16 protein-coding genes and 2 pseudogenes are annotated in these 21,081 nt (G+C 67.9%); 11 read left to right on the top strand and 7 right to left on the bottom strand.

Translation table 11 applies throughout. The annotated features are described in order from the left end of the window. The first annotated feature begins 1 nt into the window (after position 1). Positions 2–421 carry a RidA family protein gene (locus CTZ28_RS10775; RefSeq protein ID WP_121889074.1) on the top strand — a complete coding sequence of 140 codons (420 nt, stop codon included), beginning with the start codon at positions 2–4 and terminating at the stop codon, positions 419–421. Between the two features lie 13 nt (positions 422–434). Further along, positions 435–1,619: a DUF3500 domain-containing protein gene (locus tag CTZ28_RS10780; protein ID WP_121889075.1), complete on the top strand. Its 1,185-nt coding sequence runs from the start codon at positions 435–437 to the stop codon at positions 1,617–1,619. Positions 1,620–1,680: 61 nt separating this feature from the next. On the opposite strand, the gene CTZ28_RS10785 is transcribed toward CTZ28_RS10780, so the two are convergent. Continuing rightward, the gene (locus tag CTZ28_RS10785; RefSeq protein ID WP_310887599.1) at positions 1,681–2,604 is read right to left on the bottom strand and encodes a LysR family transcriptional regulator; all 924 of its coding nucleotides are present in this window, start codon (positions 2,602–2,604) and stop codon (positions 1,681–1,683) included. Positions 2,605–2,712: 108 nt separating this feature from the next. Next, positions 2,713–4,050, bottom strand: a complete 1,338-nt coding sequence (locus CTZ28_RS10790; RefSeq protein ID WP_121889076.1) for an aminomethyltransferase family protein — start codon at positions 4,048–4,050, stop codon at positions 2,713–2,715. A gap of 106 nt (positions 4,051–4,156) precedes the next feature. Here CTZ28_RS10790 and CTZ28_RS10795 point away from each other — a divergent pair, with 106 nt between their 5' ends. Then, a complete protein-coding gene (locus CTZ28_RS10795; protein WP_259471540.1) occupies positions 4,157–4,636 on the top strand; it encodes a MarR family winged helix-turn-helix transcriptional regulator in 480 nt (159 codons plus the stop codon). A gap of 9 nt (positions 4,637–4,645) precedes the next feature. Here CTZ28_RS10795 and CTZ28_RS10800 read toward each other — a convergent pair whose 3' ends face one another. Then, complete coding sequence (locus CTZ28_RS10800) at positions 4,646–5,596, bottom strand: MBL fold metallo-hydrolase (protein WP_220795319.1); 951 nt, start codon at positions 5,594–5,596, stop codon at positions 4,646–4,648. 603 nt (positions 5,597–6,199) lie between these two features. On the opposite strand from CTZ28_RS10800, the gene CTZ28_RS10805 reads away from it, so the two are divergent. Next, positions 6,200–7,561 carry an aminomethyl transferase family protein gene (locus CTZ28_RS10805; protein WP_259471541.1) on the top strand — a complete coding sequence of 454 codons (1,362 nt, stop codon included), beginning with the start codon at positions 6,200–6,202 and terminating at the stop codon, positions 7,559–7,561. Positions 7,562–7,936: 375 nt separating this feature from the next. On the opposite strand, the pseudogene CTZ28_RS49940 reads toward CTZ28_RS10805, so the two are convergent. Together CTZ28_RS49940 and CTZ28_RS49945 are read right to left on the bottom strand one after the other, a co-directional pair. Beyond that, positions 7,937–9,082 (bottom strand): annotated as a pseudogene (locus CTZ28_RS49940) (ATP-binding SpoIIE family protein phosphatase); the annotation flags it as partial. A gap of 216 nt (positions 9,083–9,298) precedes the next feature. Continuing rightward, positions 9,299–9,943, bottom strand: a pseudogene (locus CTZ28_RS49945) (ATP-binding cassette domain-containing protein); the annotation flags it as partial. Between the two features lie 40 nt (positions 9,944–9,983). On the opposite strand from CTZ28_RS49945, the gene CTZ28_RS10815 reads away from it, so the two are divergent. From CTZ28_RS10815 to CTZ28_RS10835, 5 genes are all read left to right on the top strand, one after another. Next, positions 9,984–11,039 carry a LacI family DNA-binding transcriptional regulator gene (locus tag CTZ28_RS10815; protein WP_220795320.1) on the top strand — a complete coding sequence of 352 codons (1,056 nt, stop codon included), beginning with the start codon at positions 9,984–9,986 and terminating at the stop codon, positions 11,037–11,039. 156 nt (positions 11,040–11,195) lie between these two features. Then, positions 11,196–12,155, top strand: coding sequence for an ABC transporter substrate-binding protein (locus tag CTZ28_RS10820; protein WP_220795321.1), 960 nt, complete (start codon positions 11,196–11,198; stop codon positions 12,153–12,155). A 73-nt stretch (positions 12,156–12,228) separates the two neighbouring features. After that, entirely contained in the window at positions 12,229–13,758 is a 1,530-nt protein-coding gene (locus CTZ28_RS10825) for a sugar ABC transporter ATP-binding protein (protein WP_121889079.1), read from the top strand. Beyond that, positions 13,751–14,806, top strand: a complete 1,056-nt coding sequence (locus CTZ28_RS10830; RefSeq protein WP_121889080.1) for an ABC transporter permease subunit — start codon at positions 13,751–13,753, stop codon at positions 14,804–14,806. The genes CTZ28_RS10825 and CTZ28_RS10830 overlap by 8 nt, the downstream gene beginning before the upstream one ends. A 48-nt stretch (positions 14,807–14,854) precedes the next feature. Beyond that, positions 14,855–16,204 (top strand): hypothetical protein, encoded by a 1,350-nt coding sequence (locus tag CTZ28_RS10835; RefSeq protein WP_121889081.1) that lies wholly within the window; start codon positions 14,855–14,857, stop codon positions 16,202–16,204. 213 nt (positions 16,205–16,417) lie between these two features. Here the strand turns inward: CTZ28_RS10835 and CTZ28_RS10840 are convergent, their stop codons facing one another. After that, on the bottom strand, positions 16,418–17,215 hold the full coding sequence (locus CTZ28_RS10840) for a FadR/GntR family transcriptional regulator (protein WP_183154338.1): 798 nt from the start codon (positions 17,213–17,215) through the stop codon (positions 16,418–16,420). 217 nt (positions 17,216–17,432) lie between these two features. On the opposite strand from CTZ28_RS10840, the gene CTZ28_RS10845 reads away from it, so the two are divergent. Both CTZ28_RS10845 and CTZ28_RS10850 read left to right on the top strand, forming a co-directional pair. Then, on the top strand, positions 17,433–18,197 hold the full coding sequence (locus CTZ28_RS10845; RefSeq protein ID WP_121889083.1) for a LamB/YcsF family protein: 765 nt from the start codon (positions 17,433–17,435) through the stop codon (positions 18,195–18,197). A 36-nt stretch (positions 18,198–18,233) separates the two neighbouring features. Beyond that, positions 18,234–19,733 carry an amidase gene (locus CTZ28_RS10850; RefSeq protein WP_121889084.1) on the top strand — a complete coding sequence of 500 codons (1,500 nt, stop codon included), beginning with the start codon at positions 18,234–18,236 and terminating at the stop codon, positions 19,731–19,733. 263 nt (positions 19,734–19,996) lie between these two features. Here the strand turns inward: CTZ28_RS10850 and CTZ28_RS10855 are convergent, their stop codons facing one another. After that, a complete protein-coding gene (locus tag CTZ28_RS10855) occupies positions 19,997–20,962 on the bottom strand; it encodes a pirin family protein (protein ID WP_121889085.1) in 966 nt (321 codons plus the stop codon). Positions 20,963–21,081 lie beyond the last annotated feature (119 nt).

Here is a 21,081-nt window from a genome sequence, read left to right on the forward strand (position 1 = left end):
CGTGTCCGAACGGGTCAGCATCGAGCTGCCGGGCTTTGGACACACCAATCCGATCCCGGTGGCCAGCCGGATCGGTCCCTTCCTGGCCTCGGGCGCCATCACCGGCCGCGACCCGGTGACCTGCGACATACCGCGCGGACTGGACCAGCAGTGTGCCAACGTCTTCCGCCATGTGCGGGCCCTCATGCAGGCAGTGGGCGGCAGCACGGACGACATACTGAAGATGACCTTCCACCTTGCCGACCCTCACGATCGTGCGGCGCTCAACCGCGAGTGGCTGGCCATGTTCCCCGACCCCGCGCACCGGCCGGCACGGCAGGCCGTCGCCGCGCGACTCGACGGCGGGGCACGGGTGCACTGCGACCTCCTCGCCGTGCTTCCCGAGACCTCCGCATGTGAACCACCACACCCGGCCGCCTGACGCGGGAGGAACCATGTCGAAGCCCCCTTCCATGAACTACGAGGCACCTCGCGCCGTCAAGAGGATGCTCTTCTCGGCGTGGGCGCTGCTGGACTCGCTCACTCCGGAACTGCGGGACCGGATGCACCTCACTGAGATGAGCGATCCGCGGCGCGACGACTGGGACTTCATTCCCAAGCCCGACCGCACGGGCGTGCCGCTCACCAAGCTGGACAGCCACCAGCGGACCCTGGCGCACACCCTGTTGAAGTCCGGTCTCAGTCTCCGCGGCTACAGCCAGGCCCTGGCCGTGCTGGCCACCGAGAACATCCTGCGCGAACTCGACGTGATCGACCGCCAGTTCGGGGTCTTCGCCGGCGACTTCCGCAGTCCTGACGCCTACTGGTTCACGATCTTCGGACGTCCCGGATTCGAGGACACCTGGGGGTGGCGGGTCATCGGCCACCACCTCTCGCTGAACTTCACCGTCGTCGCCCAGCGGTATCTGACCATCACTCCGCTGGCCATGGGGGCCATGCCTGTCCCCGCCGGGGCCCTCGACCCGCTGGGCGAGCACGGGCGCATGGCGTTCGACATCCTGCGCTCGCTGTCGCCCGACCTTCGTGCCCAGGCGGTCATCCACGACGTGGCACCCGCCGACTTCGTGACGCGCCAGGTGCCCCGGGTCGGTGTCGAGGAGTGGCCGGACCCCGTCGACCTCGGCATCGTCGGCTACACCACCACCGATGAAGACCGCCGCAAGCTCCGCTTCACCAAGGAGGCTCCCTCGGGAGTCAATGGCGCCGACCTCAGCCGCGGTGAGCTGACCGCCGTCCGGGAACTCCTGTTGCGCTACGTCGAGACCGGCCCGGAGGAGATCACCGCCCAGTACCGGGACGAGGTGTTCCGCGAGGATCCGGCCACGCTGCATTTCGCGTGGGCCGGCGGCACCGAGCCCGACACCGCGCACTACTACCGCATCTCGACCTCCGGTCTGCTGGTCGAAGCCGACAACGCGGTTGCCGCGGGCCAGCACATGCACACGGTGTGGCGCGACCTGAACAACGACCTCGGACACGACCTTCTGCTGGACCACTACGCACGGCACGGGCACTACGGTGAGCACCTGAACCGCCGGCTGACCTCCAACCGGCCGGAGACCGACAGTCCGCTCCGGACCCAAGCCTGGTATCCGCCGCAGGCGTACGTGAAGCACTGACCCGGCCCCTGCCCCAGTGGTGAGGCGGACGTCGCACCCGGCCACCGTCGCCCCGGGGAGGTCAGCCGACAACTGTCGGCTGACCTCCCCGGGGCGACGGGTTCTCCGCGAACCACTGGCTGACGAAGTCGAGCAGGGCACTGACCTTCCTCGGTGTCGCCGCTCCCGAACCGTGCACAGCGCACAGCGAGCGCTCCCGGCCGTGGAACAGCACCTCCAACTCGCCCGTCGCGATCGACGGGTGAGCCGACCGCAGCGGCAGGAGGGCGATGCCCCTCCCGCGGACAGCCGCCTTCTGCAGCGCGAGGTACGAGTTCGCCGCGAACGAGCTGCGGGCGATCCTGTGCACCTGCTCCTTGCCCGCCTCCTTCAGACGCCAGCAGAGCTTATGATCGTGGGTGAGGCAGTCGTGGCGGGCCAGCTCGTGGACCTCGCGCGGCCGGCCCCGCTCGTCCAGGTAGGCCGGCGAGGCGCACAACACGAAGGGCAGCGTGGCGATACGGCGCAGATTCATGAGCGAGTCCCGCAGCGGACGTGTGTGGAAGGAGACGTCGAACCCGTTGTCCAGGAACGCGTAGGCCCGGTCCTGGACGCCACCGAGCGCGAGCCGTACCTCGACCTCGGGGTGGCGGACGGAGAAGTCGGCGATCGCGTCCCCGAGGTCGAGACTTCCCAGCCATTTGGGGCAGATGACCGAGAGCGTCCCGGTGAGGCCGGCGTTGGCCTCCGTCAGGCTTCGTTCCTCCCGCTCGATCTCGTCCAGAACGCGGCGGGCGAAGACGGTGTACCGCACCCCGTTCTCCGTCAGGGTCACCGCGCGAGCGGTCCGGTTGATCAGCCGCACCCCGAGGTGCTTCTCGAGGGCGGCGACGTGCCGCGAGACCGACGAGGCGGAGGTGCGTACGAGTTCGGCGGCGCCGGCGAAGCTCTCCGTGTCGGCGACGGCGACCAGGCTGCGCATGACCAGCAGTCGATCCATCGTCATGTGCCTCCACGAACCGCCGTACTCGATTGCACGGCCATGGTGAGCGCCGGCACCGGATCGTGCAAGCTCTCACGAGTCGACTGCTTTCCCCGGCGCCCGCACCGATGTTCAGTCCTGGCGGTAACCGGCCCGCGCGAATTCGTTGTAGGGGCAGGGCCGCACGGTCGCGCGTATGCGGGGCAGGCTCAGCTCGGCGTCCTGCGCCACATCGCCGCCCGGGTGGTCGCCCCACACGACGGTCACCTCGGTACCCGGCTCGGCCATGTCCTGCGAGACGAGAGCGAGGCTGAGCATTGTTCCGTACGGATCGCTGAACGCGGTGTACTCGGTCTTGCCCACCAGCCCGCCGTCGCCGCTCTCGACCCGCTGCTTCGCCAGCGTGTTGACGATGCCGTGGCCCGCCCCCAGGACCGATGCCACATCATCGGCCCGCATCACGAGAGTCACCTTGTGGCGCCGCTCGGCATCCTTCAGCGCACGCAGTGCGTCGCGTCCGAGGAAGTCGTGACGGAAGGAGATGGAGCGACCGTAGCCGAGCTCGTACGGCGTGACGTAGTAGTCGGCGATCTCCGGCGAGTAGAAGCTGCCGTGCAGCGGCTGCATGCCGTCCGGGGTGTGGAGCGGCAGCCAGGAGCGGTACGCCGTCTGGGAAACGCTGTCGTCATAGATCGCCGGGATCGGCGCGGGCACCCAGCCGCCCTCGGCCTGGGCCGTCGGATAGGCCAGCGAGCCGACGAGTTCGAGCCCGAACCGCTCTCCGGCCTTCATCAGCGCTTCCTTGACCGGGGCGTGGTCGGCGTGGTCACCGATGAACTCGTAGCCGGGCTGGCCGGCCATCCCGTGGCGGAGGGCGCGGAACCTCTTGCCGCCGAGCGTGACATGCGAAGCGTGGAAGAACTTCGTCTCCGGCAGCGGGCCGTCGAAGGCCGCCTCGATCAGCTGTTGCGCGTACGGACCCTGGATCTGATAGCGGAAGAACGGAGGGACATGACCGGCGTCACGCGAGCAGTCGGGGTCGCTGCTCAGGCTGACGTCGTAACCCCGCTGCTGCGCTTGGTAGGTGATCCAGTTCTGCACGGTCGGGCGACCGGTGATGACGTAGTCCTGCTCGGCGCGCCGGAGCAGGATGGCGTCACCGATCAGGAATCCGTTCTCATTGACCACGACGAGCTGCTTGGCCTGGTCGATGGCGAAGTTCTCGTAGTTGTTGGCGCTCAGCTCGCTGAGCATCCGCGTGGCATCGGGGCCGGTCGCGAAGGTGTCCCACATGTGGTAAGAGAGGTTCAGGAGCGCGACGCCGTTCTGCCAGGCGGCCTGCTCCTCACGCCAGCCGGAATACTCCGGCTTGACCACCGGCGGGGTCCACACCTGCGGCTTGTCCGTCCAGCGGAGCCGTACCGCCGAGCCGGCCTCATCGATGCCGTCCTGCAGGCTGGGTGATGCCATTGCACGTTCCTCTCGTCCGGACTCGCACCGTGCAAGCCGCTCGAATGACATACGTATGGCAACATAGAAGATGTCTGATAACAAGCCCGTTCGAAGGAGTTCGCTCGTGAGTGATGCCGTGACGTCGTGGGACGACGCGTTCACCCATGTGCTGTGGCGCGCTCAGAACGCCGTGCACCGACGGGTCCAGGAGGCCCTCGACGAGCTCGGCGTCACAGCGACCCAGCTCGGTTTGGCCGTCCACCTCGATCAGTTGGGGCCCTTGTCGGCCGCGGACCTGTCCAGGGGGTTTCACATCGCCCCCCAGAGCGTCGGCACGGCACTCAATCGTCTGGAGAAGGCCGATTGGGTGCGTCGTCGTACCCACCCGGTCCACGGCCGGGTCGTGCTCTACGAACTCACCGCCACAGGACTGGCCGGTGTCGCTCGTGGCCGTCAGGCGATGGCCGCGACGAACGCCGGCGTCACGGCCGATCTCTCGGCTGCCGAGACCGCTCAGCTGATCGAACTGCTCCGCAAGGTCACCGTCGGGATCGACGGAGCCCAAGGTCCGATGACGTCGGCCTGGCCCGTCCGCAGAGGGTGATGGTTGCGCTCAGCACACGCGGACGACATCCAGATCGCTGCCCACCAGGACCTGCCCGTCGTACCCGCGCTGCGCCCAGCGCCGCCACTTGCGGGGGTCGAGCGTCTGCTCGGCCATGTCCCCGATATGGCTGAGCACCAGTCGACCCACGTCCGCGCTCTGGGCGACGGTGCCGACGTTCTGGACCTCGACATGCCCCTGCAGCAGGTGGTCGGCGACCGCGGCGGGCCCCGCCCAGCCACGGACGTTGATCGCCTCGTGGATCAGCACGTCCGAGCCTCGGGCCAGCGAGATCATATTGCGATGGTGGGTCGTGTCGCCGGAGAAAGTGACAGATCCGTGGTCGGTGTCGAACCGGTAGGCGAAGGCGGGGAAGACCGGGCCGTGCGGCACCAGCACCGCCGTCACGCGCACGCGGTCGTCCTCCATCACCACGAACGGCGTCATGTCCGGTGCCGTCTGCCGGAAACCGGCCTTGACCGGCAGGGCGATCTCGCGCACGTCGGCCAGACCCCGGGTCTCCCGTACGCCTGAGTCGCGCATGAAGAGATTGGTGCTGTAGGCGAACGCGGCGTTGGCATGGTCGAAGAAACCCGCGAGTCCCGGTGTCGGGTCGCTCGGGTTGGTCGTCGGTGACGGGCCGCCCCCGTATGCCGGGGGCAGCCCGCCGGCGGGCCCCGGACCGTACACCGGGATCGGCCCGGCCAGTGTGTCTCCCTGTGCGGGCAGCCGGAAGCCGCCGAGGAGGAAGACCTGGAACAACTCGGCCACGTGGTCCGCGTGCAGGTGGGTCACGAACACTGCCCGCAGGCCGGCCCACGCCAGACCGGCCTCCGCATACTGCGACACCGCCTTGCGGCCGACGTCGACCAGATACGTGGCCCCGTCGACGACCAGAGCCGAGGAGATGCCGGCGCGGTTCGCATCCGGAGGCGGTCCGCCCTGCGTGCCGAGAAGCACCACCGAAGTGCCGCGCCGGGGGAGGCCGTCCGTACGCGGTGCGGTTCGCGTGGACGCCGCTGCCCGGGCAGGGAGCAGCGCAGCCGCGGCACCCAGAGCGCCGGCGGTCGCGAGGACTTGGCGCCGTGCAGTCGCCGGCGTCCAGGAGGAGCGCACCGGCATCGGCGGCGCTGTCCACGGTTTCCGCGTTTCCTGAAGCACGTTCAGACCTCCAACTGTGCCGGTCCTGGAAGGGGCACGCCTCGCTGGGCGCACCGTGCGGACCGTAACAACGGGTGACTGCTGCTGGGAGGACGTCGACTCCTGCAATCGGCGAAAGCAATGCATGCATCCGACGGGATGTGTCCTGCCGGTCAGGTGTGATCTCGCGGTGTGCTCGTCGCCGTCGGCGAAATCGTCTGCTACGGTCCCACTTAATCGATCTAGTTGCTTCTTTGTCATGGACGGACGAAGAAGGCACGCATGATTCAGGCGGTTTCGGCTGTTCCGCACCTTGCCCCACCTGCCCGCCGACGGGCTGTTCCGTGCTGCCCGCCCGCCATGGCCGGCATGAACCGGGCTGGGCCACCGAACGTCAGAAGCGCCCACGAGCAGGAGGATCCCATGGGCATGGTCGGCACGCAGCGCAGCACGTACGACACGGTCCAGCGGCTGAAGGGCGCTCCCTTCATCACCCAGCGGCCGGCGTATTTCAGCCCCGCCGCGGCGGCCCAGGACGAGAGCAACTCCAGGGGAGACTTGGGTGAGTTCGCGCAGACTCTGGTGCCCCTGGAGTACACGAACTGGGCCGAGGAGAGTGGTGCCCATGTGAGCGCCTGCTACATCGGTGACTGGTCCAGCCTGCACAAGGTGGTCGTCCGTGGGCGGGAGGCGCTGGACTTCCTGGCCTGGCTGGGGATGCGGGGCCTGTCCCGCTTCGAGCACGGGCAGATCAAACATCACGTCCAGCTCGACGAGAACGGCTGGGTGGCCTCCGAAGGAGTTCTGTGCCGCTTGGCCGAGGAGGAGTTCCTGTACACGGCCGGCAGCGGGGACTGGCTGATGTGGCAGCTGAGTCAAGGCGGCTGGGACGCCGAGGCCGAGGATGTCAGCCCCGAGCGGTTCATCTTCGGTGTCCAGGGGCCGGCGTCCCTGGCGACGCTGGAGAAGCTGACGGGCGGGAGCCTCCGTGACATCGCCTTCAGCCGGAGCCGGATGACGCGGCTCGGCGGAGTCCCCGTGCGGGTCCTGCGCACGGGAATCTCGGGCGAGCTCGGTTACGAGATCCACGGTCCCGCCGAACGGGCCAACGCGATCTGGTCGGCCGCCGTCGAGACCGGCCGGGAGTCCGGGATCTGCCAACTGGGCCTCAGATCCCAGCCGGTGCAGCACATCGAGGCGGGCATCGCCACGAACGGTCTCGACTATCTTCCCGCCTCGATCCTCACCGCCGGTGCGCCGACGCAGTTCAGGAGGGGCAGGCCGGGCGGCAGCTATGTGCCGGAGGACGGCATCGCGGACTACTTCCGCAAGCCCGGCGAGCTCGGCTGGGGCTTCCGCAAGGGCATACCCGGCCGGGACTTCCTGGGCCGGGACGCGCTGGCCGCGGACGCAGCGAAGGGGGAGCCGCGGCGGACCCTCATGGGGTTGCGGTGGAACGCCGCGGACGTCGTCGGCATCCTCACCGCGTCTCTGGGTGAAGGCGACCTGCCCGACCCCATGGAGCTCCCGCGTGGCCGTGGCCCCGTCTTCGACCAGGTTCTCGTCGGCGGACGTCCGGTGGGTGTCTCCACCGGACGGACCGTCAGCGTGAACCTGCGGTCGACGATCTCTCTCTGCGTGATCGACGAGAGCCATGCGGCACCGGGAACGGACGTGGTGGTGCTGTGGGGCAGGCCCGGGACAGCACAGCGTGAGGTCAGGGCGACCGTGACCGCGCTGCCCTTCAAGCCGGACCGCCGGCGAACCGACGTATCCGCGCTGTGAGATGAGGACCGGGCGGAGCCGGATCGCAAGGGCCGGGGCGCGTGGCCGGACGGAGGAAGCCACCGCCGTCACCGCCACCCGGCTCCGTGACCTCGTCGAACGGCTCATCGCAGCGGGCGGTGAGTGCCTCAACCTAGTGGGCGTTGTTGCGGCGGCCGCCATACACGCCGCGCATAGTACGGGCCGCTCAACCACGAGACGATCGAGTGGTACGCCGGGAAGCACGGCACGGTCGACGGCTGTCCGCTGCGCCAGTCCGCCGATTTCCGCAAGCCGTATCCGCATTGGGGGAGGGGCAACCAGTGGCGGCGAGCCAGGGCGTCGGCCAGTGGCCCGAAGGGCGTGTGTTCGGCCCGGCTCGGCGTCGGCGCATGCCTACGCGGGGTGTGAGGTGTCCGCCGTGGCATCGGGCAACGACTGTTCCGCCCAGATGACCTTGCCGCTGTTCGTGTACCGGGTACCCCAGCGTTTGGTGAGTTGGGCCACGAGGAACAGCCCACGTCCGCCCTCGTCCGTGGTCGCCGCGTGACGCAGATGCGGAGAAGTGCTGCTGCCGTCGGAGACCTCGCAGGTCAGGGCGCCGTCGTCGCATAGCAGTCGAACGTGGATCGGGGGGCTTCCGTAGCGGATCGCGTTGGTGACCAACTCACTGAGGATCAGTTCGGTGGCGAACCCGACCTCAGGCGACATGTCCCACGTCTCAAGTCGCCGGCCGACATCAGTGCGGATGCCGGAGACCGCTTCGGGATCACAGGCCACATCCCAGTCAGCGACCCGGTCCGCTGCCAGGACATGCGTACGCGCGACCAGCAGAGCCACATCGTCAACCGGACGATCGGGAAGCAGGGCGTCGAGCACAGCCCGGCAGGTCTCCTGCGGAGGCCGGTCACGGCAGGCCAGGGTGGCTCGCAGCAGTTCAAGGCCGACATCGATGTCCAGCTCACGCTTCTCGATCAGCCCGTCGGTGTACAGCACGATCTGGCTTCCCTCGGGCACTTGCAGTTCGGCTGTCTCGAAGGGCAGCCCGCCGAGACCGAGGGGTGGCCCCACCGGCAGATCAGGGTAGTACGCGGTGCCGTCGGGGCGGACGAGCACAGGCGGGGGGTGGCCGGCGCAGGCCAGGCTGCAATGGCCCGCGACGGGATCGTAGATCGCGTAGAGGCAGCTGGCTCCGGTGATTTCCTCATAGTGGGTTGCGCTCAGGTCCTCCTGGTCGATCCGGGTGACCAGGTCGTCGAGGTGGCCAAGCAACTCGTCGGGGGACAGATCCAGGCTGGAGAAGTTGTGGACCGCGGTCCGCAGGCGGCCCATCGTGGCGGCGGCGTGCAGGCCGTGGCCCACGACATCTCCCACGATCAGCGCCACGCGGGCGCCGGGCAGCGGAATGATGTCGAACCAGTCACCGCCCACACCGCCCTTGGCGGGCAAGTAGCAGTAGGCCACTTCCAGTGCTCGCTGCTCGGGCAGGCCCCGGGGAAGCAGGCTGTGCTGCAAGGTCACGCCCATGGCGTGGTCACCGGTGATCGCGGATACGATCTGCTCCTGAGTGGCGTACTTCATTTCGAAGAAGCCGTTGTTGCGGCCGAGGCGCAGCACCGCCACCCGGTCCGCGACCGCGCGTACCTCCTCCAGGTTGTGGCTGATCAGAATCACGCCGAGATTCTGATCACGGAGACGGCCGATCACGTTCAGGACCTGGCCGGTCTGTTCGACGCCAAGGGCTGTGGAGGGCTCGTCCAGGATCACCAGCCTCGGCTCACCGAGCAGCGAGCGGGCGATCGCCAGCATCTGGCGCTGGCCACCGGTGAGCGAGGAGATCGGGGTGCGCGTACAGGGAATCCGAATGGACAGGCGGTCCAGCAGCTCGCGGGAGCGCCGCTCCATCTCGGCCCTGTTGAGCATGCCGAATCTGCGGATCATCCGGCCGAGGAAGAGGTTGTCCACGACATCGAGGTTGTCGCAGAGCGGAAAACTCTGATAGACGCTGGCGATACCGAGGTCCTGGGCATCGCGCGGCTTGCGGATGTCGACGGGAAGTCCCTCCCACTCCACGACGCCGGCGTCCGCTGGGCCCGCACCGGTGATCACCCTTGCCAGGGTGGACTTACCGGCGCCGTTCTCCCCGACCAGAGCGATGACCTCACCCGCGTCGACCTCGAGGTCAACACCGCTGAGAGCCTGTACAGCACCGAACTGCTTGGAGATCCCACGCAACGAGAGCAAGGGAATGCCTGCCATACCTGCATCATCTCTCGCGGTTGCCCCGTCTGCCCTTGGACACGACTCGGCAGCCGACCCGAAACCGGTGTGAGAGCCCTTGACGGGCCTGGGAGTGCGGCATACCGTCTCGCCTAATCGTTTAGGAGAGCTCGGTGACGGCATGCAATGATCCACCTAATCGTTTAGGAGGATGATGTCAGAGATGATCAAGAAGCCCACGCTGCACGATGTGAGCCGGGCCGTCGGCCTGTCCGTCTACACGGTCTCGCGAGCCCTGAGCAACCGCGACGGAGTGTCGGCGGCGAGCAGAGAGCGGGTGCTGCAAGCGGCCCGCGAACTGGGGTACGTGCCGAACCGGGCTGCTCAGGAACTGCGGCGGAACACACGCAGCTCGGTCGCCGTCATCACCGCCAGCACCTCCAACTACTACTACCTGGACCTGATGACCGGGATCCAGCGCACCCTGCGGCTTTCGGACCGTACCGCGATCGTGGCCGATGTCGCCGCGGAAGGCGTCTACACCCGCGCAGTGGAGGAGTCCCTGGTGAACGACCTCATCCAGTCACGGACCGCCGGGGTGATCGCGACTCTCACCCTGAGCCCGCAAAGCATACAGTTGTTTGAAAAGTGGGAGATTCCCGTGGTCTTCGTGGACTCGGCGCCGCCCAAGGGCGCGGACCGGGTGCCGAGTATCACCACGGACAATATCGGCGCCAGCATGAAGGTCGGTGCCCATCTGGGCGACCACGGCTACACCGACTGGCTCTTCCTGGCCTACCCGGCGCGCTGGTCGACCCGCGCACAGCGCGAGCGCGGACTGCGTGAAGCAGCGGCCGCGTACGGTGCCACGCTGGAGGTGCTGGAGAGCGAGAACGACACGGCGTCGGCCTACGCCGCGCTGAGCGGCTACCTGGCCGTCCCCGGCCGTTCCCTGCCGCGCGTGATCATCGCCGGCAACAACCCGATGGTGCACGGTGCCCTGCGTGTCCTGCGGGACCGCGGCGTCACAGTGCCGAGCGAGGCCGCGATCGTGGCCTTCGACGAATTCCCGTGGGCCCCGCTGCTCGATCCTCCGCTGACCGTCCTGAACGAGGACAGCGAGACCATCGGCGTGCTGGCCGCACAGACCCTTGCCCGGATCATCGACGAACAGGTGGAGGCCGAACGCCTGGGCAAGCCGCCCACGCCGGTGTACCGACCCGAGTATCGCCAGGAGATGCCGGCCGAACTCATCATCAGGAAGTCCTGCGGCTGCTGACCGGGCCGGCCGGATGATCCCCCCTCGGATCTGCGCCGGTGCCCCCCGGCCCGCACCGACACCGGCCCTCCGTTCCCACATCGGTCCGGCCGTCATCCGTACCGCCACGTGTCCGCCTCTGTGGGGTCGCAGACGAGCACCCCGAAGGAACACAGAATGAAGTCAATCACCAGACAGCGCTTCATCATCGCCATGACCGCCCTGACGGCACTGAGCCTGGCGGCCGGCTGTACGTCCGGCGACAGCCAGTCCGGCGCCAAACCCCAGAAGATCGAGAAAATCGGCCTGCTGGTCCAGGACATGTCCAACCCGTTCTTCTCAGCCATGAACAAAGGTGCCAAGCAGGCAGCGGTCAAGATCGGGGCCACGGAGAACACCCAGGACGCCCAACTCGACCTGGCCAACCAGAACAACCAGATCGACACCTTCATTCAGCAGGGCGTGAACCTGATCATCATCAGCGCCGTCGACGGGAGCGGCATACGGCCGGCGATCGATCGCGCCAGGCAGGCGGGCATCATCGTCATCGCGGTCGACACACCCGCCGAGGGCGCCGACGCCGTCATCATGACGGACGCCGTGCAGGCCGGTGAAAAGTCCTGCACCTATCTGTTCAAGGAAATGGGCGGCAAGGGCAACATCCTGCTCGTCGACGGCACGCCGATCCAGACGATCCGCGACCGCATCACCGGCTGCAGGCAGGCCATGCGGCACTTCCCCGAGATCAAGGTCGTCGGGCACCAGTCCTCCAAGAACGACCGTGCGTCGGGCCTGGCCGTCACCACGGACATGCTCACCGCCACCCCCGATGTCCAGGGCATCTTCGGTATGAACGACCCCTCTGCCCTCGGCGCGGTGCTGGCGGTCACCCAGGCCCACAAGACCGGTCAGGTGAAGGTCACCGGAGTCGACGGAAGCCCCGAGGGGGTCGCTGAGCTCAAGCGTCCGGGCTCTCCGTTCATCGGCACCAGCACACAGAACCCGGCCGAGATGGTTCGGCGTGCCGTGCAGGTCGCCCAGGACATCCTCCGCGACAAGCCGCCGAAGAAGAAGACGGTTCTCATCCCCAGCGAGTTGGTCACCCGGGACAACGTCGCCCAGTACAAAGGCTGGTGAGAGCTCCACGGCCACACGGTGCGGGCGCCCTTGAACTCCCGTCCGCACCGCCTGACCAGCGGAAGGCACACCCATGACAATGCTGCAGTCCCAGCCCCTGCTCCGGCTCGAAGCCGTCACGAAGAACTTCGGCCCCACCCAAGCCCTGAACGCGGTGGACTTCGACCTGCGTGCGGGCGAGGTCCACGCCCTGATGGGTGAGAACGGCGCCGGGAAGTCCACCCTCATGAAGATCCTCGCGGGCAATGTGCAGCGGGATGCCGGACGGATCCTGCTGGACGGCGAGGAGATCGACGTCCGCTCGCCCGCCGACGCCGCCGCCCACGGCATCGCCGTCATCCATCAGGAGTTCAATGCCGTCCCGGCCATGACGGTCGCCGAGAACCTCGCGCTCGGCCAAGAACCGCGCAACCGGTACGGCATGCTCGACCGGAGCGCAATGCTCGCCTCGGCCCGGCGGAAGCTGGCCCGCATCGGCGCGGACATCGACCCGCGCCGCGAACTCGGCGAACTCAGCGTGGGACTGCAGCAGATGGTGGAAATTGCCCGGGTGGTCAGCGAGCGCGCCAGGATCCTCGTGCTCGACGAGCCGACCGCGGCCCTCTCGCGCGCCGAGGCCCTCCATCTGTACGACGTCATCGAAGAGATGCGGGCAGCGGGCAGCGGCCTCATCTACATCAGCCACCGGATGGAAGAGGTCTGGCAGCTGGCCGACCGCGTCACGGTCTTTCGCGACGGCGCCTTCATCGGCACGCGTGAGAAGGATCGGATCAGCCCCCCGGATGTGGTGCGGATGATGGTGGGCCGCCCATTGGACGACCTGTACCACCACCGGCGGCGCAGCGCCGGCGACATCGTCCTTGACGTCAGCGGGCTGTGTGGCGCCGACGGTACCGGCCCGGTCAGTTTTCAGGTGCGGGCCGGCGAAGTCGTCTGCCTGGCGGGGCTGATCGGTGCCGGACGGACCGAGGTGGCCCGGTTGGTCTTCGGCGCGGACAAACCCTCCGGAGGCACGGTCACCGTCCGCGGCAAGCCGGCCACCGCCACCAGTTGCGGCCGGGCGATGGCCGCAGGCATCGGCATGGTCCCCGAGGACCGCAAGAAGCAGGCGCTCTTCCTCGATCACTCGGTGGAGGACAACATCGCGATCAGTTCGCTGCATACCCACGTCCGCTCCGGTGTCCTCCGGCGCGAGCGGATCCGTGGCGCCGTCGAGGGCCAGATGCACCGGCTGCGGCTGCGCCGCAGCGCGCTGCGCCTCCCGGCCGGCGCGTTGTCCGGCGGCAATCAGCAGAAGGCCGTCCTCGCGCGCTGGCTGATGCGCAGGTGCGATGTCCTGATTCTCGACGAGCCGACCCGCGGCGTCGATGTCGGAGCCAGGAGCGAGATCTACGAGGCCATCGACGAACTGGCCGCCGCGGGCACGGCCATTCTGGTCATCTCCTCCGACCTGCCCGAGGCGATCGGCATCAGCGACCGCATCCTGGTGATGCGCGCCGGCCGGATCGTGCATGAGCTTCTCTCGCACCATGCCACTGAGGAAGACGTGATGTTCCATGCCACCGGGATGGCGGCACACGCCCATGGAGACGACAATGACTGACCATTCCCTCGGCCCTCGGGACAAGGCGGCACCGGAACGGGGCGGCGGGCCTGCACCCAAGCCGGGCTTCGACTTCGCCACCTGGTGGGACCGGGTGGGCATCCTCGTCGTCCTGGTCGTACTCACCGCCTTGATGGCTGCTGTCGCGCCCAACTTCGCCACTGTCGGGAACCTGCTCAACATCGCGCGGTCGATCTCCATCAACGCCATCCTCGCGGCGGGCATGACCTTCGTGATCCTCACCGCCGGAATCGATCTCTCCGTGGGCTCGATCGTGGCCGTCTCCGGCATCGTTGCCGTGCTCACCGCCACGTCCGGCATGCCCTCGCCGGTCGCTGTGATCCTCGGTGTGCTCGCCGGCGCCGCCGCAGGGCTCGTCAACGGGCTACTGATCGCGTACCTCTCGCTCGCCGCGTTCATCGTGACGCTGGGCACGATGACGTTCCTGCGCGGCCTCGGCTACACGATGACCGACGGTCAGCCCGTCGTCTCGAACGTCCTGAACTTCCGTGACATCGGCAACGGTTACCTCGCCGGGATCCCCGTGCCCGTAGTGATCATGGCCGTCGTCTATCTCATCGCCTGGTTCACCCTCGAACGCACCCGTTACGGCAAGCATGTCTACGCCGTCGGCGGCAATGGCGAGGCCGCCCGCCTCGCCGGTATCAACGTGCGGCGGGTCACCACGTCCGTGTACGCCATCGCCGGTGCCTGCGCCGGGCTGGCGGGCGTCATCTTTGCCGCACGGGTGGTATCCGCTCAGCCCACCGCCGGAACCGGTTACGAACTTGACGCCATCGCCGCGGTCGTTCTCGGCGGGACCAGTCTCATGGGCGGGCGCGGACGCCTCATCGGTACCCTGATCGGCTCGGTCATCCTCGGTGTGCTGAGCACGGGACTCATCCTGATGAACGTCCAGTTCTTCACCCAGCTGCTGATCAAAGGCGTCGTCATCATCCTCGCTGTGGCCATCGACAGCCTCAAGCGGCGTCCCCTGCGACTACGCCGCCCAACGCCGTCCGGAACCGTCACCGCGCAGCAGAACTGAGCCCCTTTCCGGCCCAAGCCGCCGCCCCACGGGACGAAAGGAGCGACCGTGGCTCTGCCCACTGTCGTCATCACAGACCCCTTGCCGGGGTACCGCATCAACGAACCCCTCACCTTCACCGTCGACGCCGCTCTCGAAGGAGACCTGTGGACCGCCCGCACCGACACGGGCGACGAGGTGCTCTGCCAGCGGCTGACCGTCCCGGCTGCTCCGGAGCACACCACCTTCGTGGCGGTCGTCTCCTTCGAACAACGGGCCGAACTCACCCTGACAGCACCCGTCGAGAGCGCCCACGGCGGTATCCGCAGGCGCGAACCCCGGGAACAGGACGCCTTCGTCCGCCTGGACACCGGCTACTTCGACCTGGAGATGTGTACCGGAACCGCCCGGGGCACCGGCGCCTCCAAATGGGGGCTGCGCCACTTCGGCGCCCTGGCCGAAGGCGTGGACCTCCTGCCCTCGGGTGACAATGCCATCGGCGGCTTCTACGGGCCGTTCTTCACCCCGGAGAACGGACTCATCAACCCGCCCGAGCACACCACCGTCGACATCGAGGTCATCGAGCAGGGGCCGGTACTGCACCACTACCGCATGCACGGCACAGTCCCGGACGGCCTGCTGCACGAGCTCCGGGGCAAGAAGTTCTCCATCGACTGGAAATTCACCTACGGCACGCCCTTTTTCACCCGTACCTATCGGGTCGACGACTTCCGGACAGTGATCAACGGGCGCTCCGTGATCAACAAGATCACAGTGGGTGACGAATTCGAAAGCGGTACCGGTGACGTCGTCTTCACCCGCTTCGAGGCGTACGACGGAACGCGCTACCGCGCCGGTGACCCCTACGCCGAGGAGCTGAAGTCAGCCGTCGGCAGACTGTTGGCTTCCCAGACCTCGCCGACCAAGAAGTTCGAGGCGTTCAAGTCCCTGCTCACCGACGGCCTCGAAACCGCGCACTGGGATCTGTACTGGCGATTGTTCAGCACCTGGGAGGACGCTCTGCCGGACGCCGACATCAGAGAGTGCCTCGACGAGGTCATGACCGCGTCCCACGTCCGGGCCGATCTGAACGACCGGCCCTGGATGTTCGCCCGCGACGGCGTCGATGTGTCCGCGGCGCCGGACGAGACGGTCTTCGTCGGCCCGGCGACCAAGACCGTCGAGTACCACCCCCGGCACGGCCGGGCGATGATCTGGTGGACCTCCCAGGCCCCAGGGGCATTCCAGATAGTTCAGCGCCGCCAGTCCGGCTGGGTGAACTGGGGCACGAACGGCGAGAACGAGTGCCCCGAACTACCCGTCGGCGTCGAGATCAAGACCGCCTATGGACCGTTCGCCGAAACGTGGACCACAGTGGCCGATCGACTGGAGACCCCACCAAGGGTCACCTTCAGCTGAACGTACTCCCACTCTCGCCGCGGTCGACCCGCTCACGCTTGACCCAGCCGCGCAGCCCGTCCGGGCTCATGTGCGGTAGTAGTTGCGGCCGGCGACACTTGTGCTTCGACGTGGAGCGAACCGGGCGGGGTGCGTTGCACCTCGCCCGGCTATGTGTGCGCCGGGTGGAAAGCCCCGGTTCAGCGCACTCGAAGATCTTCGCAACTCCTCCGGTCAGGTATCGGTCGTCCCACCCGGTGAGAGCAGGCTGGAGATCGGTACCTCGTCCGCGGCGCGATCGGCCAGCGCCTGTGCCCGGACTTCGGCGAGGTGGCTCACATGGTCGAGCAGCCGGGCACGGGCACGGGCGGGGTCCTGGTCGCGGATGGCCTCGAAGATGGCTGTGTGCTGGGCCTGGATGAGGCCGCGATCGAGGAGATCGACGAAGACGGTGTTGGTCAGCGGTCGTACGAGGTGCACCGAGGTCATCGCCAGTTCGAGGATGCGATTGCCGGCTGCACGCGTGATGGCGGTATGGAACTCCAGGTCGGCGGCCAGCCACGCGGTCATGTCGATTCCGGGATCCTGGGCGCGGGCGAGGGTGGCCGTCATCGCTTCGAGATCTGCTTCGGTTCGGCGCTCGGCGGCCAGAGCGACACATTGCATTTCCAGAGCCATGCGCGCTTCATCGACCTCTCCCACGGACACGTCTCCGGCCCGGAACCACAACATGATCGCTTCGCTGAGGCGTGAGGCGACATCCTCGGCTGCGGGGACCACCACGTAGGTTCCGCCGCCACTGCCCCGGGCGGAGCTGACCATGCCGCTCGCCACAAGGTGCTTGAGGGCCTCACGAGCGGTCCCTCGGGCGACATCGAAGATGGTGGCGAGTTCCTGCTCCGTGGGCAGCCGATCTCCGGGCTTCCACTGGCCACGGACGATTGCCTCGCGCAGTTGCTTGGCGATCTGACCCGAGGCGTCACGCCGGGTCAGAGCCTCAGGTTTGAACGCGGTTCCGTCCGCTTCCCCCATGGCTCGCTCCTTCGAAACTTGATTGTTACCCGCAGACACCCTTGACGGTCGCCAGAACACCTGTGTCCAATGTCGGACATTGGATGTCGGACTAAGTGCCCCCCTGAGGTTACATCGGTTCCCCACCCTTTGCGGGGGCGTCCCGGCCGACACCGGACGTCGCAATCCCCGGACGGGCTCTCTGGCCCCTGAGACGAACAGGCAGACATCACCTCCGATGAGCACCCGGATAGATCTGAATTGCGACATCGGCGAGGGCTTCGGCCGATGGCAGATGCCCGCCGACACCGAGCTCATGGATCTCGTGAGTACCGTCAGCGTCGCCGCAGGATTCCACGCAGGCGACCCAGCCACCATCCGCGCCACGATCGATCAGGCCGCGGGCCGCGGCCTGGACATCGGAGTACATGTCGCGCTACCCGATCTGGTCGGATTCGGCCGCCGCCGCATGGACCTGTCGGCGCAGGAGGCACATGACATCTCGCTCTACCAGATCGGCGCAGTAGCAGGATTCGCCCGAGCGGCAGGAACCAGGCTGACCCATGTCAAACCCCATGGCGCGCTGTACGCCATGGCCAGCGCCGACGCAAGCATCGCGGAGGCAATCGCCCGTGCCACGGCGGCCTTCGACCACTCGCTGCGGCTGTTTCTGCTCGACGGGCGGTTCGCCGACCTGATCGCTGCCGAGCACGGCATCCGAGTGGAGCCGGAAGGCTTCCCCGACATGGCGTACACGCCTGATGGGCAACTCGTCCTCGAACGCGCCAAACAGTCGTGGCCGCCGCGGCAGGTGGCACAGCGTGCGGTGCGCATGGCGACCGAGGGCCTCGTCGAGACGAGTGACCGCTCCGAAATCCCCGTCCACGCCCGCACTTTGTGCCTGCACAGTGACGCCCCGAACGCCGTGGAAACCGCCCGGGCTGTGCGCGATGCCCTGGCCGTGCACGACGTGAGCGTCCGAGCACTCAGCCACTGCGCCTGACGTATCCAACGCCGCCTCGAAGCACCAGGAGTAACCATGAACGACCGCTTCACCCTCGACGAAGCCACCATCGCCGACGTGCACGCCGCCTATCGGGCGGGGACGCTCACCGCACGCGCACTCGTGCAGGCGTATCTGGAACGGATCGCGACCATCGATGCCGGAGGTGCACGGCTCAATTCCATCCTGGCCATCGACACCCGTGCGTTGACCGATGCCGACATGCTCGACGAACACCTGCGCTCCACAGGTGAGTTCGTCGGCCCATTGCATGGAATTCCTGTTGTCCTCAAGGACCAGATCGAGACTGCCGGGCTGACCACCACCTTCGGTTCCCAGACCGCGGCGGACTATGTGCCCGAGCATGACGCGACGATCGTCAGCAGGCTCAGGCAGGCGGGCGCGATCATTCTGGCCAAGACGACCATGCCGGACTTTGCGACCTCCTGGCACTCCACTTCCTCGGTCAGTGGCCTGACCCGCAACCCTTATGCGCTGGACCGTGACCCCGGTGGCTCCAGCGGCGGCACGGCAGCCGCCGTCGCCGCGAACCTCGCGACGGTGGGCATCGGCGAGGACACGGGTGGTTCCATTCGCCTGCCGGCGTCCTTCTGCAACCTCGTCGGCCTGCGGGCGACTCCGGGACTGATCAGCCGCAACGGCCTCTCGCCGCTCGTGAAGATGCAGGACACCCCGGGCCCCATGACGAGGACCGTGACGGACGCCGCGCTGCTGCTCGACGTGCTCGCCGGATTCGATCCGGCCGACCCCTACACCGCCACCGCGGCGATCTCACGGCAGCAAGGCAGCTACGCGGACGAGTTGGATCCGCGATCACTGGCGCAGGCCCGGATCGGTGTGCTGCGCCAGGCCTTCGGCGACGATCACGACCCCGCGGCCGCCGCGGTCAACACCGTCATCGGTGCCGCGCTCGACAAGATCGCCGCGACCGGGGCGAAGCTTGTCGACGTGACCATTCCCGACCTCGACCACTATGTGGCTTACACCTCTGTGTACTTTTCCCGGTCCCGCGCCGACATCGACGCCTTCCTGGCGAGCCGGCCCGGCATCAAGGCCACGTCCATCGCGCAACTGCACGCCGACGGCCATGCGCACCCGAACCTCGACCTGCTCGCCGGGATCGCGGCTGGTCCGGCCGTACCGACGGGCGACCCCGAGTACCACCTGCGGATGGAGGCCCGCGAGACGTTCCAGCGCGTTGTCATCGGAATCATGGCCGAGAACGATCTCGACGCGTTGTGCTTCCCGGACGTGCGGATCGCTGCTCCGACACATTCCGATGTCCTCGCCTCGCGCTGGAGCTGTCTGGAGTTCCCGACCAACACCGTGATCGCCTCCCAGCTCTGGATGCCCGCGATCAGTGTTCCCGCCGGGTTCACCACCGATGGCCTTCCTGTCGGACTGGAACTCATGGCACTGCCCTATCGCGAAGCAGACCTCCTGGGGCTGGCCTACGGGGTCGAACGGGCAACCGGCTCCCCCCGGCGTGCCCCGTCTCTCCCAACGGCCGACTGACGACGGCATTCAGCGGGCACATCCGCCTGGTCTCGGGAGATGCGTCCAAGTCCTGTTTCTGAGCATTCTCGGTGTTGGTGGCGAAGCAGGCGCATGCCGTCGGTGTCGGTGAAGCGCAACTGGGCGCCGGGGGAGGGGGTACGGGAAGTGCGAACGGCGTCCCCATAGATACCTGACTGACTGCCAGCGAGGTCGGCGTTGGGTCGGCAGTAGTCCGACCGAAGCCGACTGCGGCCGGCGACACTTGTGCTTCGACGTGGAGCTCAGCGTGCTCGGCCCCGTGGCTTCAGTGGTGCCGGTGGCAGCTCCGGCGCCGGCAGTGGATCCCCGTCGTACCCCTTCACCGCACCGAACCGCGAGCCCGTCATCCATTCCTCGCGGGCCTGTTCGATCTCCTCCTGGGTGCGGCCGATGAGGTTCCACCACATGAGGAGTTCCTCCTCGAACGGCTCGCCGCCGAGCAGCATGAGGTCCGCGTCCGACTTCGCGCGCAGCGGCAGTTCGGCCCGGCCGCAGCCGAGGTAGAGCAGCGAACCCGGCAGCACGGGCACCCCGTCGACCTGCACCTCGCCGGACATCGCCAGTACGCCGTACTCGAAGTCGGGCTCCAGCGGGAGGCGGACGTCGGCGCCGTGCGTCAGCGCGAGGTCGGCGCCCACGATCGGTGTGTACGTCGTGCCCGGCGAGGCGGTGCCGTCGAGGCCGCCGAGGATCACGGTCGCCGTCAGGCCCGGCGCGGTGACCGTGGGCAGTTCGGGGTGGTGCTCGAACCGCGGCTCGGTGTGGCGGTGCGCGTCCGGCAGCGCGACCCACAGCTGGGCGCCGTGCAGGAGGCGGGCGTGCGGGCGGGGGCTCTCCTCGGAGTGGCTGATCGCCCGGCCCGAGGTCATCAGGCCCAGCTCCTTCGGCCGGATGGTCTGCAGGCTGCCGGTCGAGTCCCGGTGCAGCACCTCGCCCTCGTGCAGCCAGCTGACCGTCTGCAGGCCCATGTGCGGGTGCGGCGGGACCTGCATGCCCGGCTCGTCGGCGATGTCGTCGGGCCCGTAGTGGTCGACGAACGCCCAGGCGCCGATCATGCGCCGGCCGAGGTTCGGCAGCAGCCGGCGCACCTCGGTCGACTCGCCGAGCCGCACCCGGCGGGGGCTCAGCAGCTCGCGGACGGGCTCGGCGACGACGAATCCACGGCCGCCGCAGACGCCCGGTACGGGCGCGCGGTCAAGGTTGCTCATGGCGCACAACCTAGCGGCCGGCGGTTCCGGTTGCCGAGATGTGAAGACGTGGCCGTTCCGCCGGGCGCCGAGCCCGGTGTGTGCGGGATCTTCACCGTACGTCCACCGAATCCCACTCT

This window comes from Streptomyces shenzhenensis (genome assembly GCF_003688995.1).
GTDB lineage: Bacteria > Actinomycetota > Actinomycetes > Streptomycetales > Streptomycetaceae > Streptomyces > Streptomyces shenzhenensis_A.

Excerpts from the sequence above, each read along its gene's own strand:
- CTZ28_RS10780 (WP_121889075.1), top strand. The coding sequence starts at position 435 with ATGTCGAAGCCCCCTTCCATGAACTACGAGGCACCTCGCGCCGTCAAG.
- CTZ28_RS10785 (WP_310887599.1), bottom strand. The coding sequence starts at position 2,604 with ATGACGATGGATCGACTGCTGGTCATGCGCAGCCTGGTCGCCGTCGCC.
- CTZ28_RS10790 (WP_121889076.1), bottom strand. The coding sequence starts at position 4,050 with ATGGCATCACCCAGCCTGCAGGACGGCATCGATGAGGCCGGCTCGGCG.
- CTZ28_RS10805 (WP_259471541.1), top strand. The coding sequence starts at position 6,200 with ATGGGCATGGTCGGCACGCAGCGCAGCACGTACGACACGGTCCAGCGG.
- CTZ28_RS10815 (WP_220795320.1), top strand. The coding sequence starts at position 9,984 with ATGATCAAGAAGCCCACGCTGCACGATGTGAGCCGGGCCGTCGGCCTG.
- CTZ28_RS10820 (WP_220795321.1), top strand. The coding sequence starts at position 11,196 with ATGAAGTCAATCACCAGACAGCGCTTCATCATCGCCATGACCGCCCTG.
- CTZ28_RS10825 (WP_121889079.1), top strand. The coding sequence starts at position 12,229 with ATGACAATGCTGCAGTCCCAGCCCCTGCTCCGGCTCGAAGCCGTCACG.
- CTZ28_RS10830 (WP_121889080.1), top strand. The coding sequence starts at position 13,751 with ATGACTGACCATTCCCTCGGCCCTCGGGACAAGGCGGCACCGGAACGG.
- CTZ28_RS10840 (WP_183154338.1), bottom strand. The coding sequence starts at position 17,215 with ATGGGGGAAGCGGACGGAACCGCGTTCAAACCTGAGGCTCTGACCCGG.
- CTZ28_RS10845 (WP_121889083.1), top strand. The coding sequence starts at position 17,433 with ATGAGCACCCGGATAGATCTGAATTGCGACATCGGCGAGGGCTTCGGC.
- CTZ28_RS10850 (WP_121889084.1), top strand. The coding sequence starts at position 18,234 with ATGAACGACCGCTTCACCCTCGACGAAGCCACCATCGCCGACGTGCAC.
- CTZ28_RS10855 (WP_121889085.1), bottom strand. The coding sequence starts at position 20,962 with ATGAGCAACCTTGACCGCGCGCCCGTACCGGGCGTCTGCGGCGGCCGT.